General features: G+C 68.3%; 20 protein-coding genes. 1 reads left to right on the top strand and 19 read right to left on the bottom strand.

Annotated features, from left to right (window positions below; genetic code table 11):
• Positions 1–73: 73 nt before the first annotated feature.
• The 11 genes from FHS55_RS09510 to FHS55_RS09460 form a co-directional block, all read right to left on the bottom strand.
• A complete protein-coding gene (locus tag FHS55_RS09510) occupies positions 74–1,483 on the bottom strand; it encodes an FtsX-like permease family protein (protein ID WP_183189483.1) in 1,410 nt (469 codons plus the stop codon).
• Positions 1,484–1,487: 4 nt separating this feature from the next.
• Positions 1,488–2,183 (bottom strand): ABC transporter ATP-binding protein, encoded by a 696-nt coding sequence (locus FHS55_RS09505; RefSeq protein WP_183189482.1) that lies wholly within the window; start codon positions 2,181–2,183, stop codon positions 1,488–1,490.
• Positions 2,173–2,628 carry a hypothetical protein gene (locus FHS55_RS09500; RefSeq protein WP_183189481.1) on the bottom strand — a complete coding sequence of 152 codons (456 nt, stop codon included), beginning with the start codon at positions 2,626–2,628 and terminating at the stop codon, positions 2,173–2,175. Before FHS55_RS09500 ends, FHS55_RS09505 begins: the two co-directional genes overlap by 11 nt.
• 79 nt (positions 2,629–2,707) lie before the next feature.
• Positions 2,708–4,450, bottom strand: a complete 1,743-nt coding sequence (locus tag FHS55_RS09495) for an alkaline phosphatase (RefSeq protein ID WP_183189480.1) — start codon at positions 4,448–4,450, stop codon at positions 2,708–2,710.
• A gap of 287 nt (positions 4,451–4,737) precedes the next feature.
• Positions 4,738–5,847 carry a hypothetical protein gene (locus tag FHS55_RS09490; RefSeq protein ID WP_183189479.1) on the bottom strand — a complete coding sequence of 370 codons (1,110 nt, stop codon included), beginning with the start codon at positions 5,845–5,847 and terminating at the stop codon, positions 4,738–4,740.
• 102 nt (positions 5,848–5,949) lie between these two features.
• On the bottom strand, positions 5,950–6,570 hold the full coding sequence (locus FHS55_RS09485) for an Isoquinoline 1-oxidoreductase subunit (protein ID WP_183189478.1): 621 nt from the start codon (positions 6,568–6,570) through the stop codon (positions 5,950–5,952).
• Entirely contained in the window at positions 6,567–7,097 is a 531-nt protein-coding gene (locus tag FHS55_RS09480; RefSeq protein WP_183189477.1) for a 2Fe-2S iron-sulfur cluster-binding protein, read from the bottom strand. Before FHS55_RS09480 ends, FHS55_RS09485 begins: the two co-directional genes overlap by 4 nt.
• On the bottom strand, positions 7,094–9,877 hold the full coding sequence (locus tag FHS55_RS09475; protein ID WP_183189476.1) for a xanthine dehydrogenase family protein molybdopterin-binding subunit: 2,784 nt from the start codon (positions 9,875–9,877) through the stop codon (positions 7,094–7,096). The genes FHS55_RS09480 and FHS55_RS09475 overlap by 4 nt, the downstream gene beginning before the upstream one ends.
• An 837-nt stretch (positions 9,878–10,714) precedes the next feature.
• Positions 10,715–13,762 (bottom strand): efflux RND transporter permease subunit, encoded by a 3,048-nt coding sequence (locus tag FHS55_RS09470; protein WP_183189475.1) that lies wholly within the window; start codon positions 13,760–13,762, stop codon positions 10,715–10,717.
• On the bottom strand, positions 13,759–14,844 hold the full coding sequence (locus FHS55_RS09465) for an efflux RND transporter periplasmic adaptor subunit (RefSeq protein ID WP_183189474.1): 1,086 nt from the start codon (positions 14,842–14,844) through the stop codon (positions 13,759–13,761). Before FHS55_RS09465 ends, FHS55_RS09470 begins: the two co-directional genes overlap by 4 nt.
• Complete coding sequence (locus FHS55_RS09460; RefSeq protein ID WP_183189473.1) at positions 14,841–15,956, bottom strand: efflux RND transporter periplasmic adaptor subunit; 1,116 nt, start codon at positions 15,954–15,956, stop codon at positions 14,841–14,843. The genes FHS55_RS09465 and FHS55_RS09460 overlap by 4 nt, the downstream gene beginning before the upstream one ends.
• Positions 15,957–15,980: 24 nt before the next feature.
• Here FHS55_RS09460 and FHS55_RS09455 point away from each other — a divergent pair, with 24 nt between their 5' ends.
• A complete protein-coding gene (locus FHS55_RS09455; protein WP_183189472.1) occupies positions 15,981–16,805 on the top strand; it encodes a TetR/AcrR family transcriptional regulator in 825 nt (274 codons plus the stop codon).
• Positions 16,806–16,863: 58 nt separating this feature from the next.
• Here the strand turns inward: FHS55_RS09455 and FHS55_RS09450 are convergent, their stop codons facing one another.
• The 8 genes from FHS55_RS09450 to FHS55_RS09415 are packed head-to-tail and all read right to left on the bottom strand — an operon-like array spanning position 16,864 to position 24,190.
• Positions 16,864–17,217 carry a cupin domain-containing protein gene (locus FHS55_RS09450; protein WP_183189471.1) on the bottom strand — a complete coding sequence of 118 codons (354 nt, stop codon included), beginning with the start codon at positions 17,215–17,217 and terminating at the stop codon, positions 16,864–16,866.
• A gap of 27 nt (positions 17,218–17,244) precedes the next feature.
• Complete coding sequence (locus FHS55_RS09445) at positions 17,245–18,636, bottom strand: NAD(P)/FAD-dependent oxidoreductase (RefSeq protein ID WP_183189470.1); 1,392 nt, start codon at positions 18,634–18,636, stop codon at positions 17,245–17,247.
• Complete coding sequence (locus tag FHS55_RS09440) at positions 18,633–19,376, bottom strand: NTP transferase domain-containing protein (RefSeq protein WP_183189469.1); 744 nt, start codon at positions 19,374–19,376, stop codon at positions 18,633–18,635. The genes FHS55_RS09445 and FHS55_RS09440 overlap by 4 nt, the downstream gene beginning before the upstream one ends.
• 11 nt (positions 19,377–19,387) lie before the next feature.
• Positions 19,388–20,875: an aldehyde dehydrogenase family protein gene (locus FHS55_RS09435; protein WP_183189468.1), complete on the bottom strand. Its 1,488-nt coding sequence runs from the start codon at positions 20,873–20,875 to the stop codon at positions 19,388–19,390.
• A gap of 13 nt (positions 20,876–20,888) precedes the next feature.
• The gene (locus FHS55_RS09430; RefSeq protein ID WP_183189467.1) at positions 20,889–22,418 is read right to left on the bottom strand and encodes an aldehyde dehydrogenase family protein; all 1,530 of its coding nucleotides are present in this window, start codon (positions 22,416–22,418) and stop codon (positions 20,889–20,891) included.
• An 11-nt stretch (positions 22,419–22,429) separates the two neighbouring features.
• Complete coding sequence (locus FHS55_RS09425; RefSeq protein WP_343056093.1) at positions 22,430–23,467, bottom strand: aminoglycoside phosphotransferase family protein; 1,038 nt, start codon at positions 23,465–23,467, stop codon at positions 22,430–22,432.
• A gap of 8 nt (positions 23,468–23,475) precedes the next feature.
• A complete protein-coding gene (locus tag FHS55_RS09420) occupies positions 23,476–23,820 on the bottom strand; it encodes a cupin domain-containing protein (protein WP_183189466.1) in 345 nt (114 codons plus the stop codon).
• A 10-nt stretch (positions 23,821–23,830) separates the two neighbouring features.
• Positions 23,831–24,190, bottom strand: coding sequence for a cupin domain-containing protein (locus FHS55_RS09415; RefSeq protein WP_246340009.1), 360 nt, complete (start codon positions 24,188–24,190; stop codon positions 23,831–23,833).
• Between the last annotated feature and the right edge of the window lies 1 nt (position 24,191).

Here is a 24,191-nt window from a genome sequence, read left to right as displayed (position 1 = left end):
GCGCACATTACATTATGGTAAAGGAAGGGTTATGGCTGGGCCCGGCCGCCTGGTGTTCGGGCGCGCCCCTTTTTCAGCCGCGCAGGGCCGCGGCAGGCGATTGCCGATAGGCCAGCACGGCTGGCAGGCTTGCCACGATCGCCGCCGCCAGCACGAGGCCGGCGAGGCGGGCAAGATCACCGGGCACGAAGGCGACCGGCAGCGAAACGCCGCTCGCCGCGCTGAAGGCGGAGGAAAGCGCGAGCGCTCCCCCATAGCCAAGCGCGAAGCCGGCGGCGAGTCCGCCCGTCGCGATGAGCGCCACCTCTCCCCAGACGATGGCGAAGATGGCGAGCCGCGGGGCGCCGAGCGCGCGCAGCGCGCCGATCTGGCGCCGGCGTTGCACCACGTGGATCGTGACCACCAGCAAAATCGCCGCGCCGACCAGCGCCTGTGCGCCGCTGGCCACCAGCGACAGGACCAGGCGCACGTCGCCCAGCGTGCTGTAGAGGCGGGTCAGCACCTCGCCGGGAAACACGGCCCAGGTATGATCCGTGCGGTAGGCCTGACGCAGCTTGTAGGCATCCGCGATGCTGCGCGGCTTGACCACGATGGCGGGAACGCCGGGTGCGTGCGGATCGCTGAGGCTCTCGGCGCGGATGGGCGCGTCGAGCGCATCGGGGTGACCGGCCTCACCTTCAAGCGTTTCGCCGGCATGTGTTGGGCCCACATGTGTGTCGCCGGCATGCGTTTCGCCGGAATGCACCTCATGTTTGAGCGGCTCGTCGTTGTGAACATCGCCCTCAGGCGGGTCCGCTTGCGGCGCCTCCCCTTCGTGCGTGGCATCCGAGTGCCCGGTGCGCAGGAACGGATTTGTCCCGGCAGCGCCCGCCGCATCCGCCTCGTCGTGATGATGGGCGAGCCAGACCGTCTCGATCGGCACCAGCACGGCGCGATCCCATGGCGTGCCGGTGGGCGGAAGGCGGCCGACCACATGATAGGTGATCTCGGTATGGGTGCCACCCGGCTCACCGACGCGCCCGTGCTGGGGATGGAAATGGTCGCCGAGGCGCATGCCGACATTGGCGCCGATCACGGCCTCCCCCAGCCGCGCGAAGCCGCGCCCCTGCGCCAGCCCGCCTATGCCCTCCACCAGCGCCGGCGTGGTGCCGACGATCGGGTAGCCCTCGATGAAGTCGCCGAAGCCGACCGGTGCCGCCCAGGCGACGCGCGGGTCGGCGATGAGGCCCGCGAGCACCGTGCCGGGCAGAAGCGGCAAGGCCGCCGCCTGGAGGAACACGGAGGAAAGCACCAGCTGCGTCTCGCTGCCGGGGGCGCCGACCACGAGGTCGAACGCGTCGGCCGCCCGCGCGCTGCCGAGCCGCAGTGCCCGCTCCTGCAGCGTCACCACGACGCCGAGCGCGGTTGCCAGCGCCACGAGGAGCAGGATGGCCAGCGCGCCGGCCCATTGGCGTCTGAGGTCGGCAGCGATGAAGCGCAACATCGGCTTAGTCCTTCAGCCGGCCGGATTCGAGCCGGAGCACGCGGGGCAGGCGCGCCACCAGGCTCGCGTCGTGGGTCGCCACCAGCAGGGTCGCACCCGATTCACCGGCGAGTTCCAGCAGCAGCTGGGCGACGGCCGCGCCGGAATCGGCATCCAGGCTGGCGGTCGGCTCATCGGCGACGATGATGGCGGGGCGCACCGCCAGCGCGCGGGCAACGGCGACGCGCTGCATCTGTCCGCGCGACATGGTCTCGATCGCCTGCCCCGGCCGCTCGATGCCCACGCGGGCGAGCAGCCGCCCGGCTTCCGCCCGCGCGCCCGCCGGCAGCGCGAGGCGCGCAAGACGCTGCGGCAGCAGAACGTTCTCCAGCGCGGAGAGGCCGGGAAACAGATGGAAATCCTGCATGACGAGCCCGACATTGGCCGCGCGCCAGCGGTCCCGCGCGCCCTCGGACAGGGTGGCGAGATCCGTGTCGCCCCAGATGAGGCTCCCCTGCCCCACCCGTTCGAGCCCGGTGAGCAGGTTGATCAGCGTCGTCTTGCCGGAGCCCGAGGGCCCCATCACCGCCACCTGCTCGCCAGCGGCGATGTCGAGCGAGGGAATCGCGAGGGCGGGCGTGTCGAGGCCGGGAAAGCGCTGCTCGACCGCGCGCAGGCGCAGGAAACGTGTCGTGCCAGAGCGTGTCGTGTCAGGCGGCATGGAAACGGGCGTCCACGATGCGCAGCAGGCTGACGAAGCCCGTGGCGGGGTCGGTCCAGGAGCCGACTTCCAGCGTTCCCGCCACCTCGATGAGGGCGTTGGCCTGTTCGAAGGTCTGGACCCGCGTCAGACGCACCACGACGATGTTGTCCGGCCAGTCGGAATCGGAGGAGCAGAACGGGCAGATCGACATGGGGATTTCCGTCAGCACGAAGAAGTCGGCTTCGGCTTTCAGCGGCGGGGCCATGTAGCCGCGCATGGTCACGGTCTGGCCGGCCAGCGCCTTGACCTTGTCGGAAAAGGTGAGGCCGAGCACGCTGATCTTGCCGTAGAGCTCGTCGAAGTCGAGCGAGGTGGCGGCCTGCGCCCGGTGCGCGCCGAACCCGGAAGCGCCCGCGGCAAGCGTGAAGAGCAGACGGCGGCGCGTCAGCAGGGGATCCGGCATCGGCACATTCCCGAAAAGTCTCTGCGGCCCGAGTTGGCTCGGGCCGCAGAGCGGTCATTGGAGAGACAGCCGCCCCGGATCAGTTCTTGGCAGGCGCCAGCGCGAGGGCTTCGGCGATGGCGCGATACACGTCGCTCTGCTCCATGTAGCCGCGGAAGCCATCCGCGCCGGGACCCACCGCCTGCAGCACCACGTCGTCCACCGCATGGACGGCGGTATCGGACGAACGGGGAATGTTGCCGATGCGCAGCACGGCGCCGGGCACATCCTTGTAGGCTTCGTTCGCGACGTATTCCTTCTTCTCGTTCTGCACCGCCGGCTCGAACGGACCATCCATCTTGGGACGGAAGGTCTCGTAATAGTCGGGGAAGTTGCTGGAGAAGATGGCGAGGCGGCGCGACACGTCGACCTTGTCGGGATAGCCGTCGCCGTTCTTGTCCTCATAATTGGGGAAGCCGGCATCGGCATAGACGCCGACCTTCTCGCGCATCTCGGGGCCCGGCTTGTCGTCATCGACCGTGCCGACGATGGAGACGCCGTGCGTGTGATCGCCGGTGACGACGATCAGCGTATCGGGATGCGTCTTCACGAATTCGCGGGCGAGACCGATCGCCTGATCGAACTCGATGGTTTCATACAGCGCGCGGTCCCAGTCCATCGGGTGGGACATCTTGTCGATGGAGGAGCCTTCCACCATCAGGAAGAAGCCTTCCGGGTTCTTCGAGAGCTGGTCGAGCGCGACCTTGGTCATCTCGACGAGGCCCGGCTGGTTGGGGAACTTGGCGACCGTGCCCTTCTTGAGGAACTGGCGGTCCAGCACGGTATCGAGGTTGCCGGTGTGGAACAGGCCGAGGATCTTGCCGGAATTGCTGCCGGCCGCGCTGGCCAGCTCTTCCTTGGTGGTGGCAAGCGTGTAGCCCTGGTCGCGGAACAGGGCGATGTAGTCCTTCTCGTCCTTGCGCTTGGAGCCCGGCGTGGCCTTGGGCAGGAAATAGGCCGAGCCGCCGCCGAGGATGATGTCCGGCTTCACCTCGAACAGCTGCTCGACCAGAACGGCCTTCTCGGCGCGGGCGCGGGTGTGGCCGATCACGGCGGCCGGGGTCGCGTCCTCGACCTCGGAAGTGACGACGAGGCCGATCGACTTCTTGCCGGTGCGGCGCAGCGCCTCGGCCATGTTCTCGACGCGCGGGTCGTCGAGCACGTCCTTGGTGCGGTCGGCATAGACGCCGATGGCGTTCACCGCCGTCTTGTGGCCGGTCATATAGGCCGACATCGTGTTGGCGCTGTCGGTGGCGATGGCGTTGGTGGCCGACGTGCCGATGAAGGCAACCGGCGGGATGTCGTCGAGGTTCAGGCGGCCATCGGCCTTGCCTTCGTGCATGCCCTTCGACATCAGGCGGGCGCCGGTGCGGTGCGCGACCGAGAGGCCGTCGCCGAGGAAGAAGATGACGTTCTTCGCCTTCGCGGTGGCCGGGGTGCCGTAGACGTTCCAGGTCACCGCCTTGGTCTCGTTGCCGGCCTTGGCCTCGACCTTGTAGGTGCCGGGGGCCGCGATGTTCACGGCGCGCAGGAGAACCGCCGTGGCTTCGACGCCCTTCTCCTTCTCGATGAACTCGGGCGCCTTGCCGAGCACCTTCTCGGCCGGCTCGCCATTGATCGTCACGCTCACATCAGCGGGCTTCACGACGGCGTCGAACTCGACCTTGAAGTCGAAGGGCGAGCCGGCGAGGATCGTGGCGCGGTCGAGCGGATAGACGGTCGCGGCATCCGCGGCGGCTATCAGGCAGGTGGTGGTTGCGAGGGCCGCAAGCAGTCGGCGCATCCCGGTATCTCCCGAATGGATTAGCTGCCCCTCGGTAGTGCGCGCGGATGTCAGCGCGATGACTGGGAAGTCTGCCATTTCGTCTCGCACGTGGGCGCGTGCGTCTACGCCATCGTGAGCGGACGATCTGCACCCGCGCGGAAGCGGTGTGTGTGACGCCGATATCGAACTCGACCGGCGGGCCGGCTCGCGGCCGCCGCGAGCCCGATCCCCCGCGAGGCCGGTTCGCCGGGTCGGCGCCGGGCCTCAAGCTGAGCTATGCCTTCAGGCCTGCCCTGATGTCGGACTCACGGCAGATCGGCCAGCGAGGCCGGGCCGGGGCCGGGCGTGACGAGGGCCGGCCATTGATGCGAGCCGAACGGCACCTTGGGCGGCAGATGGGTGGCCATGCCGCGCGCCTTGGTCTGCGCGAGGATGCTGTCGCGCGCATCGCCGCCCATCAGTTCGTAATCCATGAGATAGCGGCTGCCGAAGAAGGTCTCGCCCACGGTGCGGTCGGCGATGATGCGGGTGAGCGAATCCAGCATGTCCTGCGGCGTGGTGGTGAAGGACACCGTCTCGATCAGGATGAGGCGGGAATTGATGTCTTCGGGCGCGAAGAACTGGGCGAGTACGCTGTAGAGCACGTTGTTCTGCCGTGCGACATAGATCGTGTTGCTGGCGGCGTAGACCTTGGCCCAGTCCGGGCCGAGCTGCTGCTTCCAGTCGGCGAGCACGCCCATCCAGTGCGTCACCTGCGTGTCCGCCGCCCACCGGATGTTGAGCTTCAGCCGATCTTTCTGGCTCTCGGCGAAGGCCTGCACGTCGGCGAAGCTCACCACCTCGGCCACGGTCACCTTGTCGATGAAGGCGATGTTCGCCGCGATCAGCTCGCGGTTATTGGCCCGCCATTCCTCGGGCATGCTGGTAGCGTTCACGCTGTCGAGTGCCGCCTGCAGCCGTGCGCGATAGGCCAGCACCTGCGGCTGCCATGACCTGTCGTTCGTCTTGCCGATATGCGGGCCGACCACGACGCCGAGCGCCATCACGCTATGCCCGACCGACTTGAGAAGCTGGTAGACCTCCGGCACCGGCGGCGCGTCGAGCGGCGGCTGGCCGGGCCGGTAGAGGATGAAGCGCCCGCCCGTGCCCGAGAAAAGGCCGAGGATCACCGGATGCTGGGCGAGAATGCTGGACTGCACCAGCCGGCTGGCATCGGCATAGAGGTCGAACATGCCGGTATTGAGCGCGAGCACGTTCTGCTTGGCCACCTGCGCGGCATCGGGAACCGTGGCGCCGACGATCACGTCCATATAGGCGGGGATGTCCGGCGGGGTCTGCGCCATGGCGGATCCGAAGGCGAGGCCGCACAGCAGCGCCGATAGCCCCGCCACATGGCGTGTCTTGGCGTAAATCATCTCAAATCCCCCACCGATGAAGCGAGCGATCCTGATGTCGCCCGCGCTTGCGGTGGCCGCTCCCGCGCCGGCCACCGGTCCTTGCTATGCGGCGGCTTCCGGCTACGGGCAGGCCGCGCCGGTATCGACCCAGGCCTGCACCAGCGCCTTCGCCTCTTTCTGGGTTCCCGGCGCGGGCGTGCGGCCGATGCCGGGCGCCCAGCCCCAGCCCACCAGCGTATCGTCGCCGATATGGACGACGAGGTCAGCCAGCGACTTGCCGCCATTGCGGGCGGGGTCGCTCATCTGCACGCAGATCTGCCCGAGCGTCCGGCCCTCCCACACCATCTCGCGCGGCGCCATCGCCCACGGGTCGTGGCCGGGCATGCGGGCCGCGTCGAAATTGCCTTTCTGGTGGCAGACCGAACAGCGCATTGCCGGCAGCCCCATGCCGTCCACGCCGCGAAATACCGGCGGCTGGTGCAGACGCCCGCTGTCGCCCTGGCGCGGGCGGTCATTGGCGGAATGGCAGTTCATGCAGCGCGGGCTGGTGAGCACCTTGCCGATCTCCCCGAACAGCGCGAGCGAGCGCTCGCGGGTATTCGTGATGCCGGCGAAGCTCTCGGGCGGGGCGAGCGTGGTGGGGGACGCGCCCTCGACCGCGCGGCTGGCGAGCAGACCCGTCGTCAGGCTAACGGCGGCGACCAGCAGCGGCACGGCCAGAAGGGCGAACGCTCGCGTCATGGCGCGCTCCCCGCTTCGAGATAGCGGGCGGGATCGGCCAGAACCACGTCGCGGACCGCCTGATGATAACGCACATAGCCTGTGCAGCGGCACAGATGCCCGTCGAGCGCCTCGAGAATGGTCTGTTCCAGATCGCCACGCGCCACCGGCGCCGCCGCCAGCCGCTCCAGCAGCACCTGCGCCTCGTTGAGGAAGCCGGCGGTGCAATAGCCGCACTGGAAGGCGAAATGCGCGATGAAGGCCTCCTGCAACGCGGTCAGCTCGCCGTCCCTGGCGTGGCCCTCGATGGTGCGGATGCTCTTGCCGTCGAAATTGACTGCCGGCACCACGCAGGTCGGGTTGGTGGCGCTGGTGCCGTCCGGGTCGTCGACGATCACCACGCAGCTGAGGCACTGAGCGGCGCCGCAGCCGAACTTGGTGCCGGTCATGCCCAGCACCTCACGCAGGAAGTCGTTCATCGAGAGGTCGTCGCGCACCTCGATCGGGCCGTGCGCGCGGCCGTTTATGGTGAGGGAGATGGCACTCACGGCAGGACTTCCTTCAGCATGGCGGGCGTTACCGGCAGCGAACGGAAGCGGTGGCCGGTGGCGTCGAATATGGCGTTCAGCAAGGCCGGCACGACGGGGATCATCACCACCTCGGCCATGCCCTTGGGCGGCTCCTTCGGCGAGACCGGTGGCAGGACCTCGATCTGAAGCTGATGCAGCGGCAGGTCGGAGGCGCGCGCGACGACATAGTCGCCGAGGTTCCACCGGCCATTGCCGGGCCCGTCCTCGAAAGGTGGCAGGGTCTCGAGCAGGGCATAGCCCACGCCCATGGCGAAGCCGCCCTGCGCCTGCCCCTCGACCAGCTCGGGCACCAGCACCTCGCCGCACTCGAACACGCTGTACGCATTGGCGATGCGGATGGCGCCGGTCGAGGGCGTGATCTCCACCCGCACGGCCGTGCCGCAGGAGGAGGTGAAGGAGGTGCCGATGCGATTATAATCGGTCGGCGGGAAGAAGACGAAGCTGCGGTCCAGCACCGTGAAGCCGCCGGCCCCGCGGCGGATGGCGAGCGCGTCGATATCGGCCGCCCAGTCCATGCCGCCGAGCGGGAAGGCCGCCTGCGCCCACGCCCAGCGCGAGAAGGCATGCGCCATCGCCCCGGTCACACCGCCCTGCTCATGCGCCTTGGCCGCGACGTCCGCCTGCGCGAGCGGCGGTAGGCCGGAGAGGATCAGCTCGCTGTCCTGCCAGAACGCCTCCTCGAACAGGAATTCACGCGGATCGCCGGGCGCAATGCCCCACAGCGCGAGTGCCGCCGGCCAGAGGCCGAAGCGGAACACGATGCGCGCCGCCTGCGCCGCCGCCTGCGTGCCGACATGCGCGCCGATCGAGGCGCTGGTCGCCGAGCTGATCTCCGGCACCCAGCGCGGATTCTTCGCCGCCGCGTCCTGCTCGGCCTGCGTCATCGAATAGGGATCGCCCGTCGTGACAAGGCCAAGCTCATCGAACATGTCGATCCGCGCGACGCTCACCGCGTCGGAGGTGCGGCCGAGGATGGCCGCGACGCGCCGGGCGATGGAGGTGCCGATGCCATTGCCCATCTCCACCGCGTCGGCATGGATGGAGATGGCGCCATCCGGGGCGAGTTCGATCCGGCCCAGCGAGCAATCGGCGCCGGTGCCGTAATCCTTGGTGCAGCAGGCGACGCCGGTGCCGACCAGCACCCCCTGCCCCGCCGCCTTGCGCGCCGCCCGCTCGCGCCAGATGGGATGCGCGGCCAGCTTGTCGAGAATCTCCGGCGTGCGTACCGAGACGGTCCATGGATTGCCCGTCATGGTGCGCCCGCCGGTTTTCAGCAGGTTGCGCCGGCGCAGTTCGATCGGGTCGATCTTCAGCTCGGTGGCGGCTTCGTCTACCAGCGTCTCCAGCGCCGTCAGGGTCTGCAGCGTGCCATAGCCGCGCATCGAGCCTGCGGTGACGCCGCGCGTGTGCGTGGCGAGCGTGGTGACGTCGACCCTGGGGATGTCGTAGATGCCGATGGCGGCGGTGGCGCCGACCACGGCGACGCTTGGCGAATAATTGGCGAGGCCGCCGCCGTCGAGCACATGATCGCCGGCAAAGGCGACCATCCGCCCGCTGGCTCGATCAAAGGCGATCTGCGAGCGCATCTCGAAGGCGTGGCGCTTGACGCCGCCCTGGAACTGCTGGAACCGGTCATGGGCGAGCCGCACCGGCCTGCCGGGCAGGAACAGCGCGGCGAGCGCGGAATAGAGCGGAAACGGCGTGTGGTCGCGCCCGCCGAAGCCGCCGCCAATATAGGCGAAGCGGGCCTCGATGCGCGCGGGCCGGATATCGGCCCTCGCCTCCCCCAGCAGAAACGCCACCGCCTCCGCCGCCTCGAAGGGCGACTGTACGCCCATCACGATATCCAGCGTTTTTGCGCCCGGTTCGAACCAGGCAAGGCCGCATTCGGGCTCCAGGAACATCGGATCGATCGACTGGGTTTCGAACGCGCGATCGAGCACGACGAGATCGGGGCCGGGCGCCGCCAGCGCCGCGCGGATCTCCTCGCCATAGGTGGCGCCCCGGGCATAGGTGCCGCCCTCCGCCACGGGCAGCGGCTTCCACACCGGGCGGCCGCTGCTTTCCTGGAAGCCGGGGCTGATCCAGCCTTCCTGCAGCGGCGAGTAGATATCGGGCGCGCCCGGTGTCAGCCCGGCGATGCGGGTGAAACGCAGCGCGGCATAATTGGGCCCTTCTAGCGGACCGGTCTCGGCGCCGAAACGCACGAGGTCGCCATTGCGGAAGGCGGCGCGCGCGCGGTCATAGGCATCGAAGCGCTCGAACAGCAGCAGCGCCACCGGCTGGCCGAGATAGAGCGGCGTCTGCCCCGCCGGGCAGAACAGGTCGCCGGCATAAAAGGGCGGCACGCGCAGGCCGGCCTTGGCGATTGTCTCGGCGGTGACGATCACGCTCGGCTGCGCGCCCGGCTCCAGCGCGGCAAGGTCCAGCCCCTGGTAGACATGCGTCGCATCGGGCGCCCGCACCAGCAGCGCATGTGAGGTCTCGGGCGGCCAGCCCGGCATGTCGGCGGCGCGGAAATCGGAGACATAGAGCTTGGCCCCGGTCACCTTCGCCCGCCCGTCGACGCGGCCCCGCGCTGCGCCACGTGAGCGGACACCACGGCCGGGAAGGGTTTCCAGCTCGTTGAAATCAGTGGCCGGAAAATCGGTGGTCTGGGCGCCCGTGAGCGGCGTCATGCTGAGCAGGATTCCGCTGACCGTGCCCCATTTCAGAAATTCCCGCCGTGACGGCTGCATGAACGCGCAATCCCAATGGCTGTACAAGTTAGCTGGCGGCGGCCTCAAAGAAGCGTGAGCCCATATCCGCATACCGTCAGAGGGGAATGCAAGTTATGTGCGTTGTTCCGAGAGCCGCGAGATTATCTGAGTTGAATTTAGTTGGCGTATATTATTGTCAGTTCGGGAAACTGTATTTGCTGCATGGCACAAAACAGCGCGCCATCAGGCATATAACATATATCCGTGTGTGAAACATGTATATGGAATTTTCGCTATGACTTCGTTGGAAGGGGTCCAAAAATTAGCGAAACAAGCCATCGTATATCTCAGAGAATACAGCTTAAAGCGGGCGTGCCCACCGAATGGCCGCGCTCCGGTGGAAGCTGTCCGCTGCCGCGCTTGAGTGAGCTCTGCTTCACCTGTGAAGCCGAGAGGCGAGATGACGCATGACGCATGACGGCATCGCGGCATGGCAAGCTGTCCGTCGGAACCGTTTATGGGCAACGGCGCCGCGCGCCCGCCGCGCATCCGGTGAGCGTGCGGGCCGTTCACAGGGCGTCGCTTCGGGGGCGGCAGCGATCCGCCATATAGATCGGCTCCACCGTCGATTCCGCGCCGCCGTGGCGGGGCCATGCGGGCATAAGATGCCGGGGAAATCGGGGATGTCGAGCGGGCTCTCGCCCGGCGAGAAGGCCATTGGTCGAGGGTGGAGCGGGTGCCGGAGCGGGCCGGCGAACTGGTGTTCGGCGGCGCCATGCGCGATGGCTCTTCATCTGCGGCCGCACCTTGCTCTGCGCTGTCTTCATCGACACGCCGGGCGGGGACGACGCGCCGCCTCCCGCCCGGCGTGGTCGCTTATTCCGGTGCGGGTTCCTTCAGCCGGAACCACGTCACATAGAGGGCCGGCAGGAACAGCAGCGTCAGCACGGTGCCGACGATGATACCGCCCATCATGGCGTAGGCCATCGGGCCCCAGAAGATCTCGCGCGCGATGGGGATCAACGCGAGGCTGGCGGCGGCGGCGGTGAGCAGGATGGGGCGCATGCGGTGCTCGGTCGCCTTCACCACGGCGGACCAGCCATCCATCCCTTCGTGTCGCAATTCCTCGATCTGCACCACCAGGATGACCGAGTTGCGGATGAGGATGCCGATCAGCGCCAGCACGCCGAGAATGGCGACGAAGCCGAGCGGCGCCCCGCTCGGCAACAGGGCCGCGACCACGCCGATCAGCGCCAGCGGGGCGACGATGAAGACCATGAACAGGCGCTGGAAGCTCTGCAGCTGGATCATCAGGATCGTCGCCATGGTGAACAGCATCAGCGGCACCACGGCCAGGATCGGCCCCTGGCTCTTGGCGCTTTCCTCGACCGCGCCGCCGACGGCGATGCGGTATCCGGCCGGCAATTGCGCCTGCACCGCCTTCACTGTCGGTTCCAGCGCTGCGACCACGGTCGCCGGCTGGGCATTGCCGTTGATCGCCGCCTTGACGGTCAATGTCGGCAGCCGGTTGCGCCGCCAGACGATAGGCTGCTCGAACTCGTAGCGGATGTTGGCGATGGCCGCGAGCGGCACCGATTTGCCGCTGCTGGTCTGGATCTGCAGGTTCTGCAGGGTGTCGAGCGAGGAACGCTCATTCTCCTGCGCGCGGCCGACGACGTCGACGAGATAGATGTCGTCGCGCACCTGCGTGATGGCGGAGCCGCCGACGAGGCCGTTGAGCGTGGTGGCGATCGTCTCGGAGGTGACGCCGAGCTGGGCCGCCTTGTCCTGCAGAACGTCGATCTTCAGCACACGGGCAGGTTCGTTCCAGTCATAGACGATATCGGCGAGGCCGGCATTCTGGCCGATGGCGCTGGCGAGCCTTTGCGCCTGTTCTCGCACCGTGGCGATATCGGGCCCGCTGACGCGATACTGCACCGGTCGGCCGACCGGAGGTCCGATATCGAGCAGATGCACGAAGGCATCGATGCCGACGAAATCACGGTCGAGGATCGGCCGCAGCTTCGCCCGCAGCCGCTCGCGCGCCGCGATGTCCTTGGTGACGATGATGATCTGGCCGAAATTGGGACTGGCCGGCTGCACGTCGAGCGAGAGCAGGAAGCGCGGCGCACCTTCGCCGATATGCGAGGACCAGTGGTCGATATCGGGATCGCCGGCCAGCGCGGTCGTCTCGAAGCGCTCGATCTGGGCTAGCGTCTCGGTGATCGCCGTGTTCTGCCGCGCCGTCCAGTCGATGATCACTTCGGTGCGATCGGAGGACGGAAAAAACTGCTGCTGCACGAAACCCATGCCGAAGATGGACAGGCCGAACATCATCACGGTGGCCGCGATGGTCATCCATTTCCAGCGCACGCACAGGCGCAGCAGCGCACTGAACCCGCGCGTCAGGCGACCGGGCTGGTCGTGATGGCTCTTCATGGTCCTGGGCAGCATGGTCACGCCGAGCAGCGGCACGAACAGTACCGCCACCAGCCACGAGACGATCAGCGAGACCGCGATGACGACGAACAGCGTGAACGTGAACTCGCCGGCATTGCTGTTGTTCAGCGCCACGGGGAAGAAGCTGACCACGGTCACGAGCGTGCCGGTGAGCATGGGAAAGGCGGTGTGGCTGTAGACATAGGTGGCGGCCTTCTCGATGGGGTCGCCCATCTCCAGCCGCGCCACCATCATTTCCACCGCGATCATCGCGTCGTCGACCAGCAGTCCCAGCGCGATGATGAGCGCGCCGAGCGAGATGCGCTGCAGGGAAATGCCGGAAAACTCCATCACCACGAAGGTGATGGCCAGAACAAGCGGGATGGACACCGCCACCACGAGGCCCGCGCGCAGGCCAAGGCTGACGAAGCTGACGAGCAGCACGATGGCCACCGCCTCGACCAGCGCCTGGATGAAGCCGCCGATCGCGTCGCGGACGATTTCCGGCTGATCCGACACCAGGTGCACGCCGATGCCAATCGGCAGTTCCTGCTCGATCCGCGCCATCTCGTCCTTGAGCGCCTCGCCGAACGCCATCAGATTGCCGTTCGGCTTCATGCCGATGGCGACGCCGATCGCCGGCTCGCCATTGACGCGGAACAACGCGGACGGCGGGTCGACATAGCCGCGGCGGATGGTGGCGACGTCGCCCAGCCGGAAGAAGCGATCATTGATGCGCAGGTTGATCGCCCGGAGGCTGTCCTCCGAGGCGAACTGGCCGCCGACGCGCATGCTGATGCGCTCGCCCTCGGCCTGGATCACGCCCGATGGGGTGATGGCATTCTGCGCCTGCAGCGTGTCGATGATCATCTTCTGCGTGATCCCGAGCGCGGCGATCTGCCGGGTCGAGAATTCGAGATAGATCACCTCGTCCTGCGCGCCGATCAGATCGACCTTGCCGACATCGGGCACGGTGAGGATCTTGGTGCGGATCTCCTCGACATAGTCGCGCAACTGGCGCTGGCTCAGGCCATCGGCGGTGAAGCCGTAGATGTTGCCGAACACGTCGCCGAAACTGTCATTGTAGAACGGCCCGACCACCCCTTCGGGGAACTGGCTGCGGATGTCGCCGATCATGTTGCGGATCTTGACCCAGATATCGGGAATATCCTTCGCCTTGGTCGTGTCGCGCAGATTGACGAAGATCGTCGTCGCGCCCGGCGTGTTCAGGCTGCGGGCGTAGTCGAAGGAGGGAAGCTCCTCGAGCTTCTTCTCGATCCGGTTGGTGATCTGGCTGACCGTGTCCTCCACCGACGCGCCCGGCCAGCTGGCCTGGATGATCATCGTCTTGATGGTGAAGTCGGGATCCTCGGCGCGGCCAAGATTGAAGAAGGAGAACAGGCCCGCCAGCGAGAAGACGAGCATGAAATACCAGACCAGCGAACGGTGCCGCAGGGCCCAGTCGGAAAGGTTGAATGTCTTCACGGGTTGGCCTTTCCGTCTGTCTGAACGGCCTGTCCCTCGGTCAGGCTGTGCACGCCGGCGATCACCACGCGGGCGCCCACGTCCAGCCCCCCGGCGATGCGCACGCGGGTATCGTCCCGGCGGGCGATGACCACGGGCACGGTCTTCACCGTCCGCGTGGCGGCATCCACCACCCACACGCGCGGCGTGCCATCGCGCTCCAGCACGGCGGAGACCGGAAGCTCGATGGAACGATCAGCGCCCGCCTCGACGGGCGCCGCCGAAATCGTCGCGCCCAGCCGGAAGGCCTCGGGCGGGGTGTCCAGCGAGATCTTGACCCGCCGCATACGGGTGGTCGCATCGGCCTGCGGCGCGATTTCCCGCACCGTGCCGATGGCCGCGACCGAGGGTGCCGATTGCAGCGCCACGCGGAACCGGGTGTCGTTCGAGAGCGTGCGCGCCACCTCCTCGGGAAGATCGACCACCGCCTCGCGCTCATCGGTGCGGGCGACGGTGATGGCCTTCTGGCTCGGCGCGACGATCTGGCCGACCTCGGCATCGACCGAAATCACGATGCCGTCGACATCCGCGCTGAGCGTGGCATAGCTGCGCTGCTCGCGGGCCTTCGCAAGGCCGGCCTTCGCCTGCTCCACCGCGGCGGCGGCGGCCTCGCGGGCCTGCAGCGTGTTCTCGAATTCGGCCTGGCTGACCACTTTCTTGTCCCGCAGCGTCTCGCTGCGCGTCTCGGCCGCCGTGGTGTTCGACAATTGGGCGAGCGCGGTGGCGAGATCGGCCTCGCGGGCCCGCACGGCGAGATCGAGCACCATCGGATCGAGCTGCATCAGAACCTGCCCCGGCTTGACGCGATCACCGACATCGACGGTGCGGGTGATGACGCGGCCGAGGACGCGGAAGCCGAGATCGGTCTGGTAGCGCGGCTGCACCGTGCCGGCGAACCCGGTCGCGCGGTCCGGGGGCGCCGCTGCCAGCACGCTGAGCACCGGGCGCGGGGGCGGCGCCGCGTCGGCCTGTTCGCCCTCGGCCTTGCAGCCGGCGAGCGCGAGGCTGCCCAGAACGAGGAAAAGCACCGGGACGTGTTTCATAGCGCCTGCCCTTCCGCCGGCCGGGGATCGACCACCTGCCCCGGGCGCAGCAATTGCGCCCCGGCCGTCACCACGCTCTCGCCGGGCGCGATACCGCCGCGCAGGACGAACTTGCCGCTGCGATAGCTGTCGATGACGACCGGGCGCAGCGATACGGTCCGGCTGGCCGGATCGAGCACCCAGACGGCCGGGCTGTCGCCGCTCGAGAAGAAGGCCTGCCAGGGGAACGTCACGACCTCGCGCGACTGGAAGCGGCCGACCCCGACCACCGAGGTGCCGAGCCCCATTTCCGGCGGCGGATCCTGGATGGCCAGCTTGATGCGCAGCGTGCCCGTGGTGGAATCGATGGTCGGCGCCACCTCGCGGACCTTGCCGGTGGCGTGGACCGCCGGATTGGACAGAAGGGAGATGGACAGCGTCTTGTCCTTCAGCTCGTCGGTGAGCAGGGCTTCGTCGATGTCGAACACCGCGTCGCGGGCTCCGTCATGGGCGAGGGTGAAAACGGCTTGCGCGGCCTCGACGACCTGCCCGGTCTCGGCGTTGCGGGTGGTGATGGTGCCGGCCGCATCCGCGCGCAGTTCGGTGTAGCCGAGCTGCTGCTGTGCCGTGGAAAGGTTCGCCTGCGCCGTCTTCAGCGCCGAGTCGGCCGCCGTGAGCGCCTGGCTGGCGTTGTCATAGCTGGATTGGGTGGTGAACCCGCTCTTCATCAGTTCCTTCTGCCGATCGAAGGCGCTGGTCGCCTGGCGCAGCGTCGCCTCGGCCGACTGGACGCCAGCGGTGGCGGAGGCCACCTCGGCGGCCTGCTCGGTCGTCTCCAGCGTGGCCAGAACCTGGCCGGCCGCGACCGTGTCGCCGACATCGACGAGGCGCGTCGCGATGCGTCCGGCGACCCGGAAGGACAGGTCGCTCTCGACGCGGGCCCGGACCTCGCCGGTCAGCGAAACCGTGTTGGTGACGGGGGTCAGCACGGCCGTTTCGGTCTCGACCGGCAGGGTGGCCTTGGCGACCGGAGCCTTGTCGTCGCCACAGGCCGCCAACGAGGCGGCCAGAAGCGCAATCGCGCAGGCGGCCCCCCATCGTGTCGGCGATCGTCCTGCCAGCCAGCCTGCCATCTGCATTCTCATCGGGTTGCGGGCATGTTGGGAAAAAACCATGAGCTTCGGTCGCGAACAGAGGATGCGTGTTATAGAACGATACCGTATCGTTCAATTAATATTTCCTTGAAGCCGGGTCAACCGGCGGGCAACGTGAAACAAGGCGAGGACAGAATGCGGGAAGCGGACATTGTGAGAAAAACCGGCCGCCCCGATCCGCAGCGCGCGATGGAGCTGGATCGACGCGTGCTCGAAGTCGCGGCCGAGATGTTCGTCACGCATGGATTTGCCGGGACATCGATCGAGCGGATCGCGGCGGTCGCCGGCATCGGCAAGCTCACCATCTATCGGCGCTATCCCTCGAAGGACGCGCTGTTTTTCGCGGTCGTCAAAAGCCTGGGCGACGTGCTCACCCAGTCCCATATCGACGCGCAGAAACTGTCCCCGGACCCGCTGGTGCAGCTGAAACTGTCGTGCCGCGCCACGCTGGACGTGGTGGCGCAACCGTCCGTCGTCGCCATCTACCGCATTCTGCTGATCGAGGCGCCGCGCTTTCCCGCACTCGCAGACTGGGTGCATGACAATGTGATGCGGCCGATCGAGGACCTGACGCGCCAGTTGCTCATCGACGCGTGCCGCGCCGGCCAGTTGCGGAGTGATCTCGACACGGATACCGCAATGCGCGCCTTGAGCGGCATGCTGACCGGCTGGGCTCTCAAGGAGTCCCTTCTGGGCTTCGAGGGGCTGGCGGACGCTGCCGCGCGCGCCACATTCTTCGACTATGCGTGGGACATGTTCCTCAAGGGCGAGCAGCCGCGCCCGGCCGGGGCGGATTCCGCGTCGATCGAGCCCACACGCGTTTCGTGAGCCGCCATCGCCTCGGCGAGGCCGCTGGCCATGGCGGTTCACGCGAGGTCGGGCTTGCTCAGCTCAGGATGAAGTACACCTTGCGCACGTAAGACAGGTTCTCCCACGTCCCCTTGAAGCCGCGCGCCACTATGAAGCTGTCGCCCGGCCCGAAGATGCGGGCATGGCCCTCGGCATCGGTCAGGCGCACCTCGCCTTCGAGCAGGTGACACATCTCGTCATAATCGCAGTCCACGCGCTCCAGATGCGGCCCCGCCTGCCAGATGCCGGCCAGCGCGCCCTTCTCGGCATGGGTGAAATGACGCCAGCTTTCGGCACGGAACGGCGTGTCGACCACGGCCGGGTCATCGGTGAGGATCTCGCGGGCTGGCGTGGCGTCAGGATCGAAGGCGATGACATTGCGGGGGGACATTGTGAGCTCTCCCATGGCGGGCACCTCCTATGAATCGAAGCCGACGCCGAAGGCATCGAGCAGCCGGTTGAATCGCGAGCGACGTCCGGTGCGGTCCTCGCTGGCCAGCCCGGCCTGCGCCCAGCGTATGCCGAGCCAGCGCAGCGGCTCGGGCGGGAAGGGAAACGGCCGCGTGCGCAGCATGGCGAGCCGGGTACGCTCGGTCTCCTCCCCGGCCAGCAGGTCGAGCATCGTCCGCGCGGCGAAGCGGCTGGCGGAGACGCCCTGCCCGGTGAAGCCCATCGCGTAGGCGAGCCGCCCCCCCAGGGCGAGCCCGGCGAAGAAGGTGGTCCGCGCCGAGGTGTCGATGATGCCGCCCCAGGCATGGGTGAACGGCACATGGGCGAGCGGGGGCAGCGCCCGGCGGAAATGGCCCGCGAGCCGCTCATAGCTCTCCGTCCGGTCCAGCAGGGCAGCGTCGCGGCGCGAGCCGAAATGATAGACGGCATCATAACCGGCCCACAGGATGCGGTTATCGGCGGTCTTGCGGATGTAATGGAACTGGTTGCCGCTATCGGCCACCGAATGGCGCCCGGTCCAGCCGATGGCGGCCAGTTCGTCGGCGTCGAGCGGGCGGGTCATGATGGCGTAGTCGTAGATGGGAATGACCGCCGGCTTCAGGCGCCGTAGCAGCGGCACCGCCGCATTGGTCGCCAGCACCGCCCGCGCGGCCCGCACCACCCCGCCCGGCGTGATGAGCTCAACGCCCGCACCCGCCTGCCGCAGCGCCGTCACCGGGGTCTGCTCGTGGATCTCGACACCCAGCGAAAGCACCACGCGGCGCAGTTCCGCCACGGTTTTCGCCGGGTTCACCAGCGCGTAATTGGGCTCGAAGAGGCCGGTGCCGTAGACCGGGCTGTCGAGCTTTTCCGCCAGCGCCGCGCCCGTCAGAAGCTCGCTGGCGATGCCGAAGCGGCGGTGATGGACCGCGAGGGCCTCCAGCCCCTCGGCCTGCCAGGGCGTGGCCGCGAGGGTAAGTTTGCCGGGTCGCTCGAACTCGATGGAAAGGCCGTACTCGGCCACGTCCTGCGCGAAACCGTCGAGATTTTCGCGGCCGAGCCGCACCAGCGCCTCCGCCTCCTGCGGCCAGCGGCGCAGCGCATTGCCGAGGCCGTGCGAGATGGACGGCGCGCAGAAGCCGCCATTGCGGCCGGAGGCGGCATTGCCGGTTCGGTCGGCTTCCACCAGCGCGATACGGGCCTGCGGGTCGCGCCTGCGCGCCTGCAGGGCCGTCCACAGGCCGGTGAAGCCGCCGCCGACAATGGCGAGATCGACGCGGATGTCGCCCGCCAGTGCCGGGCGGGCCGGCTCGGGCGCGACGGTGTCGAACCAGTAGGGGCGCAGGGCGACGCCCGCCAGCGAAGAGCCACGTTCGCTCATGGCACGGCGTCCGCCAGACGGGCTTCGAGCGCGGCGAGTTCCTCGCGCGAATTGATTCCGCTCACCTCCAGTTCGCCCGCTTCGACGATGGCGACGCGATGCCCGTCCGCCCGCGCCAGCGCCACGATATCGGTGAGGTAATATTCCCCCTTGGCATTGGCGCAGCCCACGCGCGCCAGCAGCGGGAACAGGACATCGCCCCGCACCGCCATGACGCCGGAATTGCACAGGCCGATCCGCCGCTCCTCCTCGCCGGCGTCCGCGTGCTCGACGATGCGCGCGAGGCTGCCATCCGGCGCGGTGACGAGCCGCCCATAGGCGCGGGTGTCAGCGGGGCGGAAGCCCAGCACGGCGAGCACCACATCCCCCGCCAGTGCCGCGCAGAGCCTGCGCATCGTGTCGGGCGCGATCAGCGGCACGTCGCCATAGAGGATGAGCACCGTGCCGGGGAAATCACCCAGTTCCGCCTCGGCCGCGCGCACCGCATCGGCCGTGCCCAGCTGTTCGCGCTGCACGACCTTCGGTATGTCGGGATAGGCGCGCTCGATCTGCTCGCGCCCGGCGCCGACCACCAGCACGATGCGCGCGGCATCGACGCGGGCGAGGCTGTCGAGCAGATGCCCCAGCATCGGCCTTCCTTTCAGCGGATGCAGCACCTTGTGCAGGTCCGACCCCATCCGGCTGCCCTTGCCGGCGGCCAGCACGATGGCGGCGATCGGGCTCGTCGGGGGGGCATTCATGGCGCGAGTATTCATTGTCCACCCGCGAGGTACCAGCCCCAGCTTTCGGCCGGATCGAAGCGGGTGATCTGCTTGGTCTCGAAATAGGCCTCGAAGCCGGCGCGGCCCAGTTCGCGGCCGATGCCGGAGGTCTTGAAGCCGCCCCAGGGCAGCTGGACGAAGGTCGGCTGCGAGCAGTTGATCCACACGATGCCCGCGCGCAGCCGGCACGCCACCCGCTCGCAACGCTCCAGATCGTCCGACATGACCGCGCCGGCGAGGCCGAACGCGCTGTCATTGGCGAGGCGAAGCGCCTCCTCCTCGGTGTCGAACGGGTTGACGCAGACGACCGGCCCGAAAATCTCCTCGCGCCAGATGCTGGCCTCAACAGGCACATCGGCGAAGATGGTCGGCTTGAGGAAATAGCCCGTCGGGAGGCCGGCGGGCCGCTCGCCGCCCGAGACCAGCCGGGCGCCGGACGCCGTGCCGGAGGCGATGGCGGCGAGGATCTTCTCGTACTGCCCCCTGGAGACGATGGGCCCGAGCTTCACCCCCGGTTCGTTTCCGGCGCCGATGGTGATGGCCTCCGCGGCTTGCCTGAGCCGCTCCAGCAGGCGCGGATAGAGGCTGCGCTCCACCAGTACGCGGGACGTGGCGGAGCACACCTCGCCCTTGTTCCAGAAGATGCCGAACAGGATCCACTCGACGGCTTTCTCGATGTCGCAATCGGCGAAGACGAGGAAGGGGGACTTGCCGCCCAGTTCCAGCGCCACGGTACGGATGCCCGAAGCCGCCGCGTTCATCACCTTGCGCCCCGTCGCCACCGAGCCGGTGAAGGCGAGCTTGTCGCAGAGCGGATGATCGGCCAGCGGCTGTCCCGCCTCGGGGCCGGTACCCGTCACCAGATTGAACACGCCGGGCGGTAGGCCGGCGGCATGGATGATCTGGGCCAGCACTTCGCAGGACATGGAGCAGATTTCGGAGGGCTTCAGCACGAGGGTGCAGCCCGCCGCCAGCGCGGGGGCCACTTTCCACACCGCCATCAGCAGCGGGTAGTTCCACGGTGTGATGGCGCCCACCACGCCCAGCGGCTCGCGACGGATGGTGGCGCGGAAGCGCGCATCGCCGACATCGACCTCCTCCTCCGCCCGGCTGTCCTCGGCCTCGGCAAGATCGGCGTAATAATCGAAGGTGAAGGCCGCATCGCCCACATCCCATTCGGCTTCGGGAAGCGGCTTGCCATTGTCGCGCACCTCCAGCGCCGCGATCTCGGCCAGCCGGTCGCGCAGCCCCTGCGCGATCCGGCGGAGGTGCCCGGCGCGCACGGTGCCGGAGAGCCCGGACCACACGCCGCTGTCGAAAGCCCGCCGGGCCGCGCGCACGGCGCGGTCGATATCGGCCCCCTGCCCGGCCGCGACCTCGGCAAAGGGCTGCTCGGTGGCGGGATCGATGGCGGGAAAGGTGCCGCCAGCCTCCGGAGCGGTGAAGGCGCCGTCAATGTAAAGCTGGGTTCTGTGCATGGCGCGTGCCCTCTCAGACATGCTTGCGGCCGCCGCTTCCCGCGCGGTCGAGGAACCACTCATCGGGATAGGGATACCACCAGCCCTGAACCTGCGGCTTGTGGTCCATCACCACCATCTTGGTGCGCCGGAAGGCATCCAGACCCTGCCGGCCCAGCTCGCGGCCCATGCCGGAGGCCTTCCAGCCGCCGAAGGGCAAGGCGTCATTGTCGATCATCGGGTTGTTCACCCAGACCATGCCGGCCTCCAGCCGCTCGGAGGCCTCGATGGCCTCTTCCAGCGACGTCGTGAAGATCGAGGCGCCGAGGCCGAACGGGCTGTCATTGGCCGCCGCCACCGCAGCATCGAAATCCGCCACGCGGCAGACCGCGACCACCGGGCCGAAGGTCTCCTCGTGCAGGATCTCCATGTCCGGTGTGCAGCCGGTGAGAATGGTCGGCTCGTAGAACCAGCCGGTCTCCAGCCCCTCGGGAATGCGCCCGCCGCATTCCACCCGCGCGCCCTTGGCCACCGCATCGGCGACAAGTCGCATCACCTTGTCGCGCGCGGCTTGCGAGACCAGCGGGCCGATCTCGTTCTTCTCCAGCCCATTGCCGATGCGCAGCTGTTTCGTGCGGGCGACAAACGCGCGGATGAAATCGTCGTGGATGGCGTCGACCGCGTAGATCCGCTCGGTGGAGGTACAGACTTGGCCCGTCATGTGGAAGGCGCCCGTCACCGCGCCCGCGGCCGCGACATCGAGCGGCGCCGAGGCCGCGATGATCATCGGGTCGGAGCCGCCGGCCTCGATCACCGCCGGCTTCATCCGGGCCGCCGCCGCCATCGCCACCGCACGGCCGGCAGCGACGGAGCCGGTGAAAGCGACCGCATGGGTGCGCTCACTCTCCACCAGCGCCCGGCCCGTCCCGACGCCGCCCGGCAGGCCGGCCACCAACCCTTCCGGCAGTTCGTCGAACACCTTCATGAAGTCCAGCGTGCACAGCGTGGTCGCCTCGGCCGGCTTGACGATGCAGCCATTGCCGGCGGCGAGCGAGGCCGCCACCGTCCAGCACATCAGGAGGATGGGGAAGTTGAACGGCATGATGTGCACGGAGACGCCCAGCGCCTCGTAGCGGGCATATTGCGTCGAGCCGATCTGCGTGGTGCCGGCGATCTTGCCGGCATCGTCGCGCGCCATCTCGGCATAGTAGCGGAAAATCGGTGCGACATTGGCGAGTTCGCCGATGGCCTCGGGATAAGGCTTGCCCATTTCGCGGCTCATCAGGATGGCGCAGTCGGTGAAATCGGCACTCTCGATGCGATTGGCCAGCTGGTGCAACACCCGCGCCCGGCTCTTGGCGTCGGTGCGGTTCCACAGCTTCTGCGCCGCATTCACCCGCGCCAGTACCTCCGCGATTTCGTCCGGCGTTACCTCGGCACGCCGGCCGACCTCCTCCAGCGTCGCGGGATCGAGGACCGGCTGCGTGCCCCCGGCGGACGGCCGCAGGCCAGGGGCAAGATAGTAGCGGGGGCTGGCGAGATCGGAGGTGGCGGAGCTGGACATGCGGTCTTCCTTCAATCGAGCGTGCCGGCGGCGCCGAGACGCCGGGCCATCGCCTCGCCCCGCGCGCGCCAGTCGGGCAGTTCCACGGCAAGCAGGTCGGCGATGGCGGTGAGCCCGGCGGCGGCCAGCGCCGTCTCCAGCTGCCCGAGAACGCGGGGCAGCCATTTCAGGTAATGCGCCTTGCCGTCGCGCTGGCAGAGGCGGACGAACACGCCCGCGATGCGCGCGTGACGCTGCGCGCCGACGAGGTGATAGCGCGCGCGGATGGCCTCCCCGCCCCCCGGCTGTTCCGGGAACGCGGCGATGTAGCGGGCCAGCATGGCCTCCTCCAGCCCCGGCGCCAGATCGCGCCGGGCATCCTGCAGCAGCGAGACGAGGTCGTATTCGCGCGGGCCCAGGGCGGCGTCCTGAAAATCCAGCAGGCCGCAGCGCCGCACACCCTCGCGATCCTCCAGCGCCATCAGGTTGTCGACGTGGAAATCGCGCAGCACCAGCGTCTCGAACCGGTCGGAGACGGGACGCAGCGCCGCGTCCCACAGCGCGAGGAAGCGCGCGGAGAAGCCCTCGCGGTCCAGATCCGGGGCGATGGCCGGGGCGAACCAGTCGGCGAACAGGCGCAGCTCATCCAGCCATGTCGCGGGATCGTAGCGCGGCTGCGCGACCGCCGTGCCAGTGGGAGCGCGGTGCAGATGCGCCAGCGCATCGACCGCCACGCCATAGAGTTCCGCTTCCGGCCGGCCTTCACGGAGGCGCCGCGCATAGGTGGCGTCGCCCCAATCCTCGATCAGCGCCAGGCCATGCACCGGGTCCGTCGCCTCGACGCGCGGCGCCGACAGGCCGAGCCCGTTCAGATGCCGCGCGACGCGGACATAGGAGGCGAAGCCCTGCGGATCGGTGCGGTCCTCCATCAGCAGCAGGCCGGCCCCGGCCAGCCGATGGTAGCGGCGGGCCGAAGCATCGCCCGGCAGCGCCTCGAGCGGCACGCCGGACTGACCGAGACGGGTGAGGAAGGTGACGCCCGGCGGATCGAGGCGAGGACGGCAGGTCACGGCCGGCATCATCGGATCATGTAGACCTTCTTGATGGTCTCATGGACCGTGCAGACGCCCTTCCAGTCCTTCGGGAAGAAGGCGGCGGTATCCGGGGTGATCTCGATCACGTCGCCGCTCTCATGCACATAGGTGCAGCGCCCTTCCAGGAAGTGGCAGAACTCGTCGGAGGTAACGTGGCAGTCCCATTTGCCGGGCGTGCAGATCCACAGCCCGCATTCGGACTGGCCGTTCGGCCCCTTGTGCAGCACCTGCCCCGACACGTGGGACTGGCCCTCGATCATGGTCGGGATGATGCCCCAGTCGACCACATCGGTGATCTCGAGCGGCTTTTTCATCACGGGCGTTTTCATGGGTTTTCTCTCAGGCCAGCATGTAGATGTTGCGGATGGTCTCGATCACCTCGGCCTCGCCCTCATAGCCGGCGGGGAAGACGACGCAGGTGCCGGCCTCGACCTCCGTCACCTCGCCGGTGACGGCGGTGTAGCGGGCGCGGCCCGCGACGAAGTGGCAGAACTCGTCGCGCGGCACGCAGATCTTCCAGCGGCCGGGCGTGCACACCCAGATGCCGGTCTCCGGCGAATTGCCGGGGCCCTTGAACAGCAGCCGCCCGGTGGAATGAGAGGCGCCCGCGATGGCGTCGGGCTGCGCGCCCCAGTCGGCCAGGTCGTCGTAAGTTGTGGCGCCGTGGATGTGCGGCGCGGAACTGGTCAGGTTTGTCATG

The organism is Ancylobacter tetraedralis (assembly GCF_014195655.1).
Lineage (GTDB): Bacteria > Pseudomonadota > Alphaproteobacteria > Rhizobiales > Xanthobacteraceae > Ancylobacter > Ancylobacter tetraedralis.
Note: the sequence above shows the minus strand (reverse complement) of the source record. Positions and strands in the feature narration are given on the sequence as shown.

What these genes read in the sequence shown, in the direction of transcription:
- FHS55_RS09485 (WP_183189478.1), bottom strand. Translation starts at nt 6,570, where the DNA reads ATGACGCGAGCGTTCGCCCTTCTGGCCGTGCCGCTGCTGGTCGCCGCC.
- FHS55_RS09495 (WP_183189480.1), bottom strand. Translation starts at nt 4,450, where the DNA reads ATGCGCCGACTGCTTGCGGCCCTCGCAACCACCACCTGCCTGATAGCC.
- FHS55_RS09440 (WP_183189469.1), bottom strand. Translation starts at nt 19,376, where the DNA reads ATGAATGCCCCCCCGACGAGCCCGATCGCCGCCATCGTGCTGGCCGCC.
- FHS55_RS09510 (WP_183189483.1), bottom strand. Translation starts at nt 1,483, where the DNA reads ATGTTGCGCTTCATCGCTGCCGACCTCAGACGCCAATGGGCCGGCGCG.
- FHS55_RS09450 (WP_183189471.1), bottom strand. Translation starts at nt 17,217, where the DNA reads ATGTCCCCCCGCAATGTCATCGCCTTCGATCCTGACGCCACGCCAGCC.
- FHS55_RS09460 (WP_183189473.1), bottom strand. Translation starts at nt 15,956, where the DNA reads ATGGCAGGCTGGCTGGCAGGACGATCGCCGACACGATGGGGGGCCGCC.
- FHS55_RS09490 (WP_183189479.1), bottom strand. Translation starts at nt 5,847, where the DNA reads ATGATTTACGCCAAGACACGCCATGTGGCGGGGCTATCGGCGCTGCTG.
- FHS55_RS09415 (WP_246340009.1), bottom strand. Translation starts at nt 24,190, where the DNA reads ATGACAAACCTGACCAGTTCCGCGCCGCACATCCACGGCGCCACAACT.
- FHS55_RS09435 (WP_183189468.1), bottom strand. Translation starts at nt 20,875, where the DNA reads ATGCACAGAACCCAGCTTTACATTGACGGCGCCTTCACCGCTCCGGAG.
- FHS55_RS09455 (WP_183189472.1), top strand. Translation starts at nt 15,981, where the DNA reads ATGTTGGGAAAAAACCATGAGCTTCGGTCGCGAACAGAGGATGCGTGT.
- FHS55_RS09420 (WP_183189466.1), bottom strand. Translation starts at nt 23,820, where the DNA reads ATGAAAACGCCCGTGATGAAAAAGCCGCTCGAGATCACCGATGTGGTC.
- FHS55_RS09465 (WP_183189474.1), bottom strand. Translation starts at nt 14,844, where the DNA reads ATGAAACACGTCCCGGTGCTTTTCCTCGTTCTGGGCAGCCTCGCGCTC.
- FHS55_RS09445 (WP_183189470.1), bottom strand. Translation starts at nt 18,636, where the DNA reads ATGAGCGAACGTGGCTCTTCGCTGGCGGGCGTCGCCCTGCGCCCCTAC.
- FHS55_RS09500 (WP_183189481.1), bottom strand. Translation starts at nt 2,628, where the DNA reads ATGCCGGATCCCCTGCTGACGCGCCGCCGTCTGCTCTTCACGCTTGCC.
- FHS55_RS09505 (WP_183189482.1), bottom strand. Translation starts at nt 2,183, where the DNA reads ATGCCGCCTGACACGACACGCTCTGGCACGACACGTTTCCTGCGCCTG.
- FHS55_RS09430 (WP_183189467.1), bottom strand. Translation starts at nt 22,418, where the DNA reads ATGTCCAGCTCCGCCACCTCCGATCTCGCCAGCCCCCGCTACTATCTT.
- FHS55_RS09475 (WP_183189476.1), bottom strand. Translation starts at nt 9,877, where the DNA reads ATGCAGCCGTCACGGCGGGAATTTCTGAAATGGGGCACGGTCAGCGGA.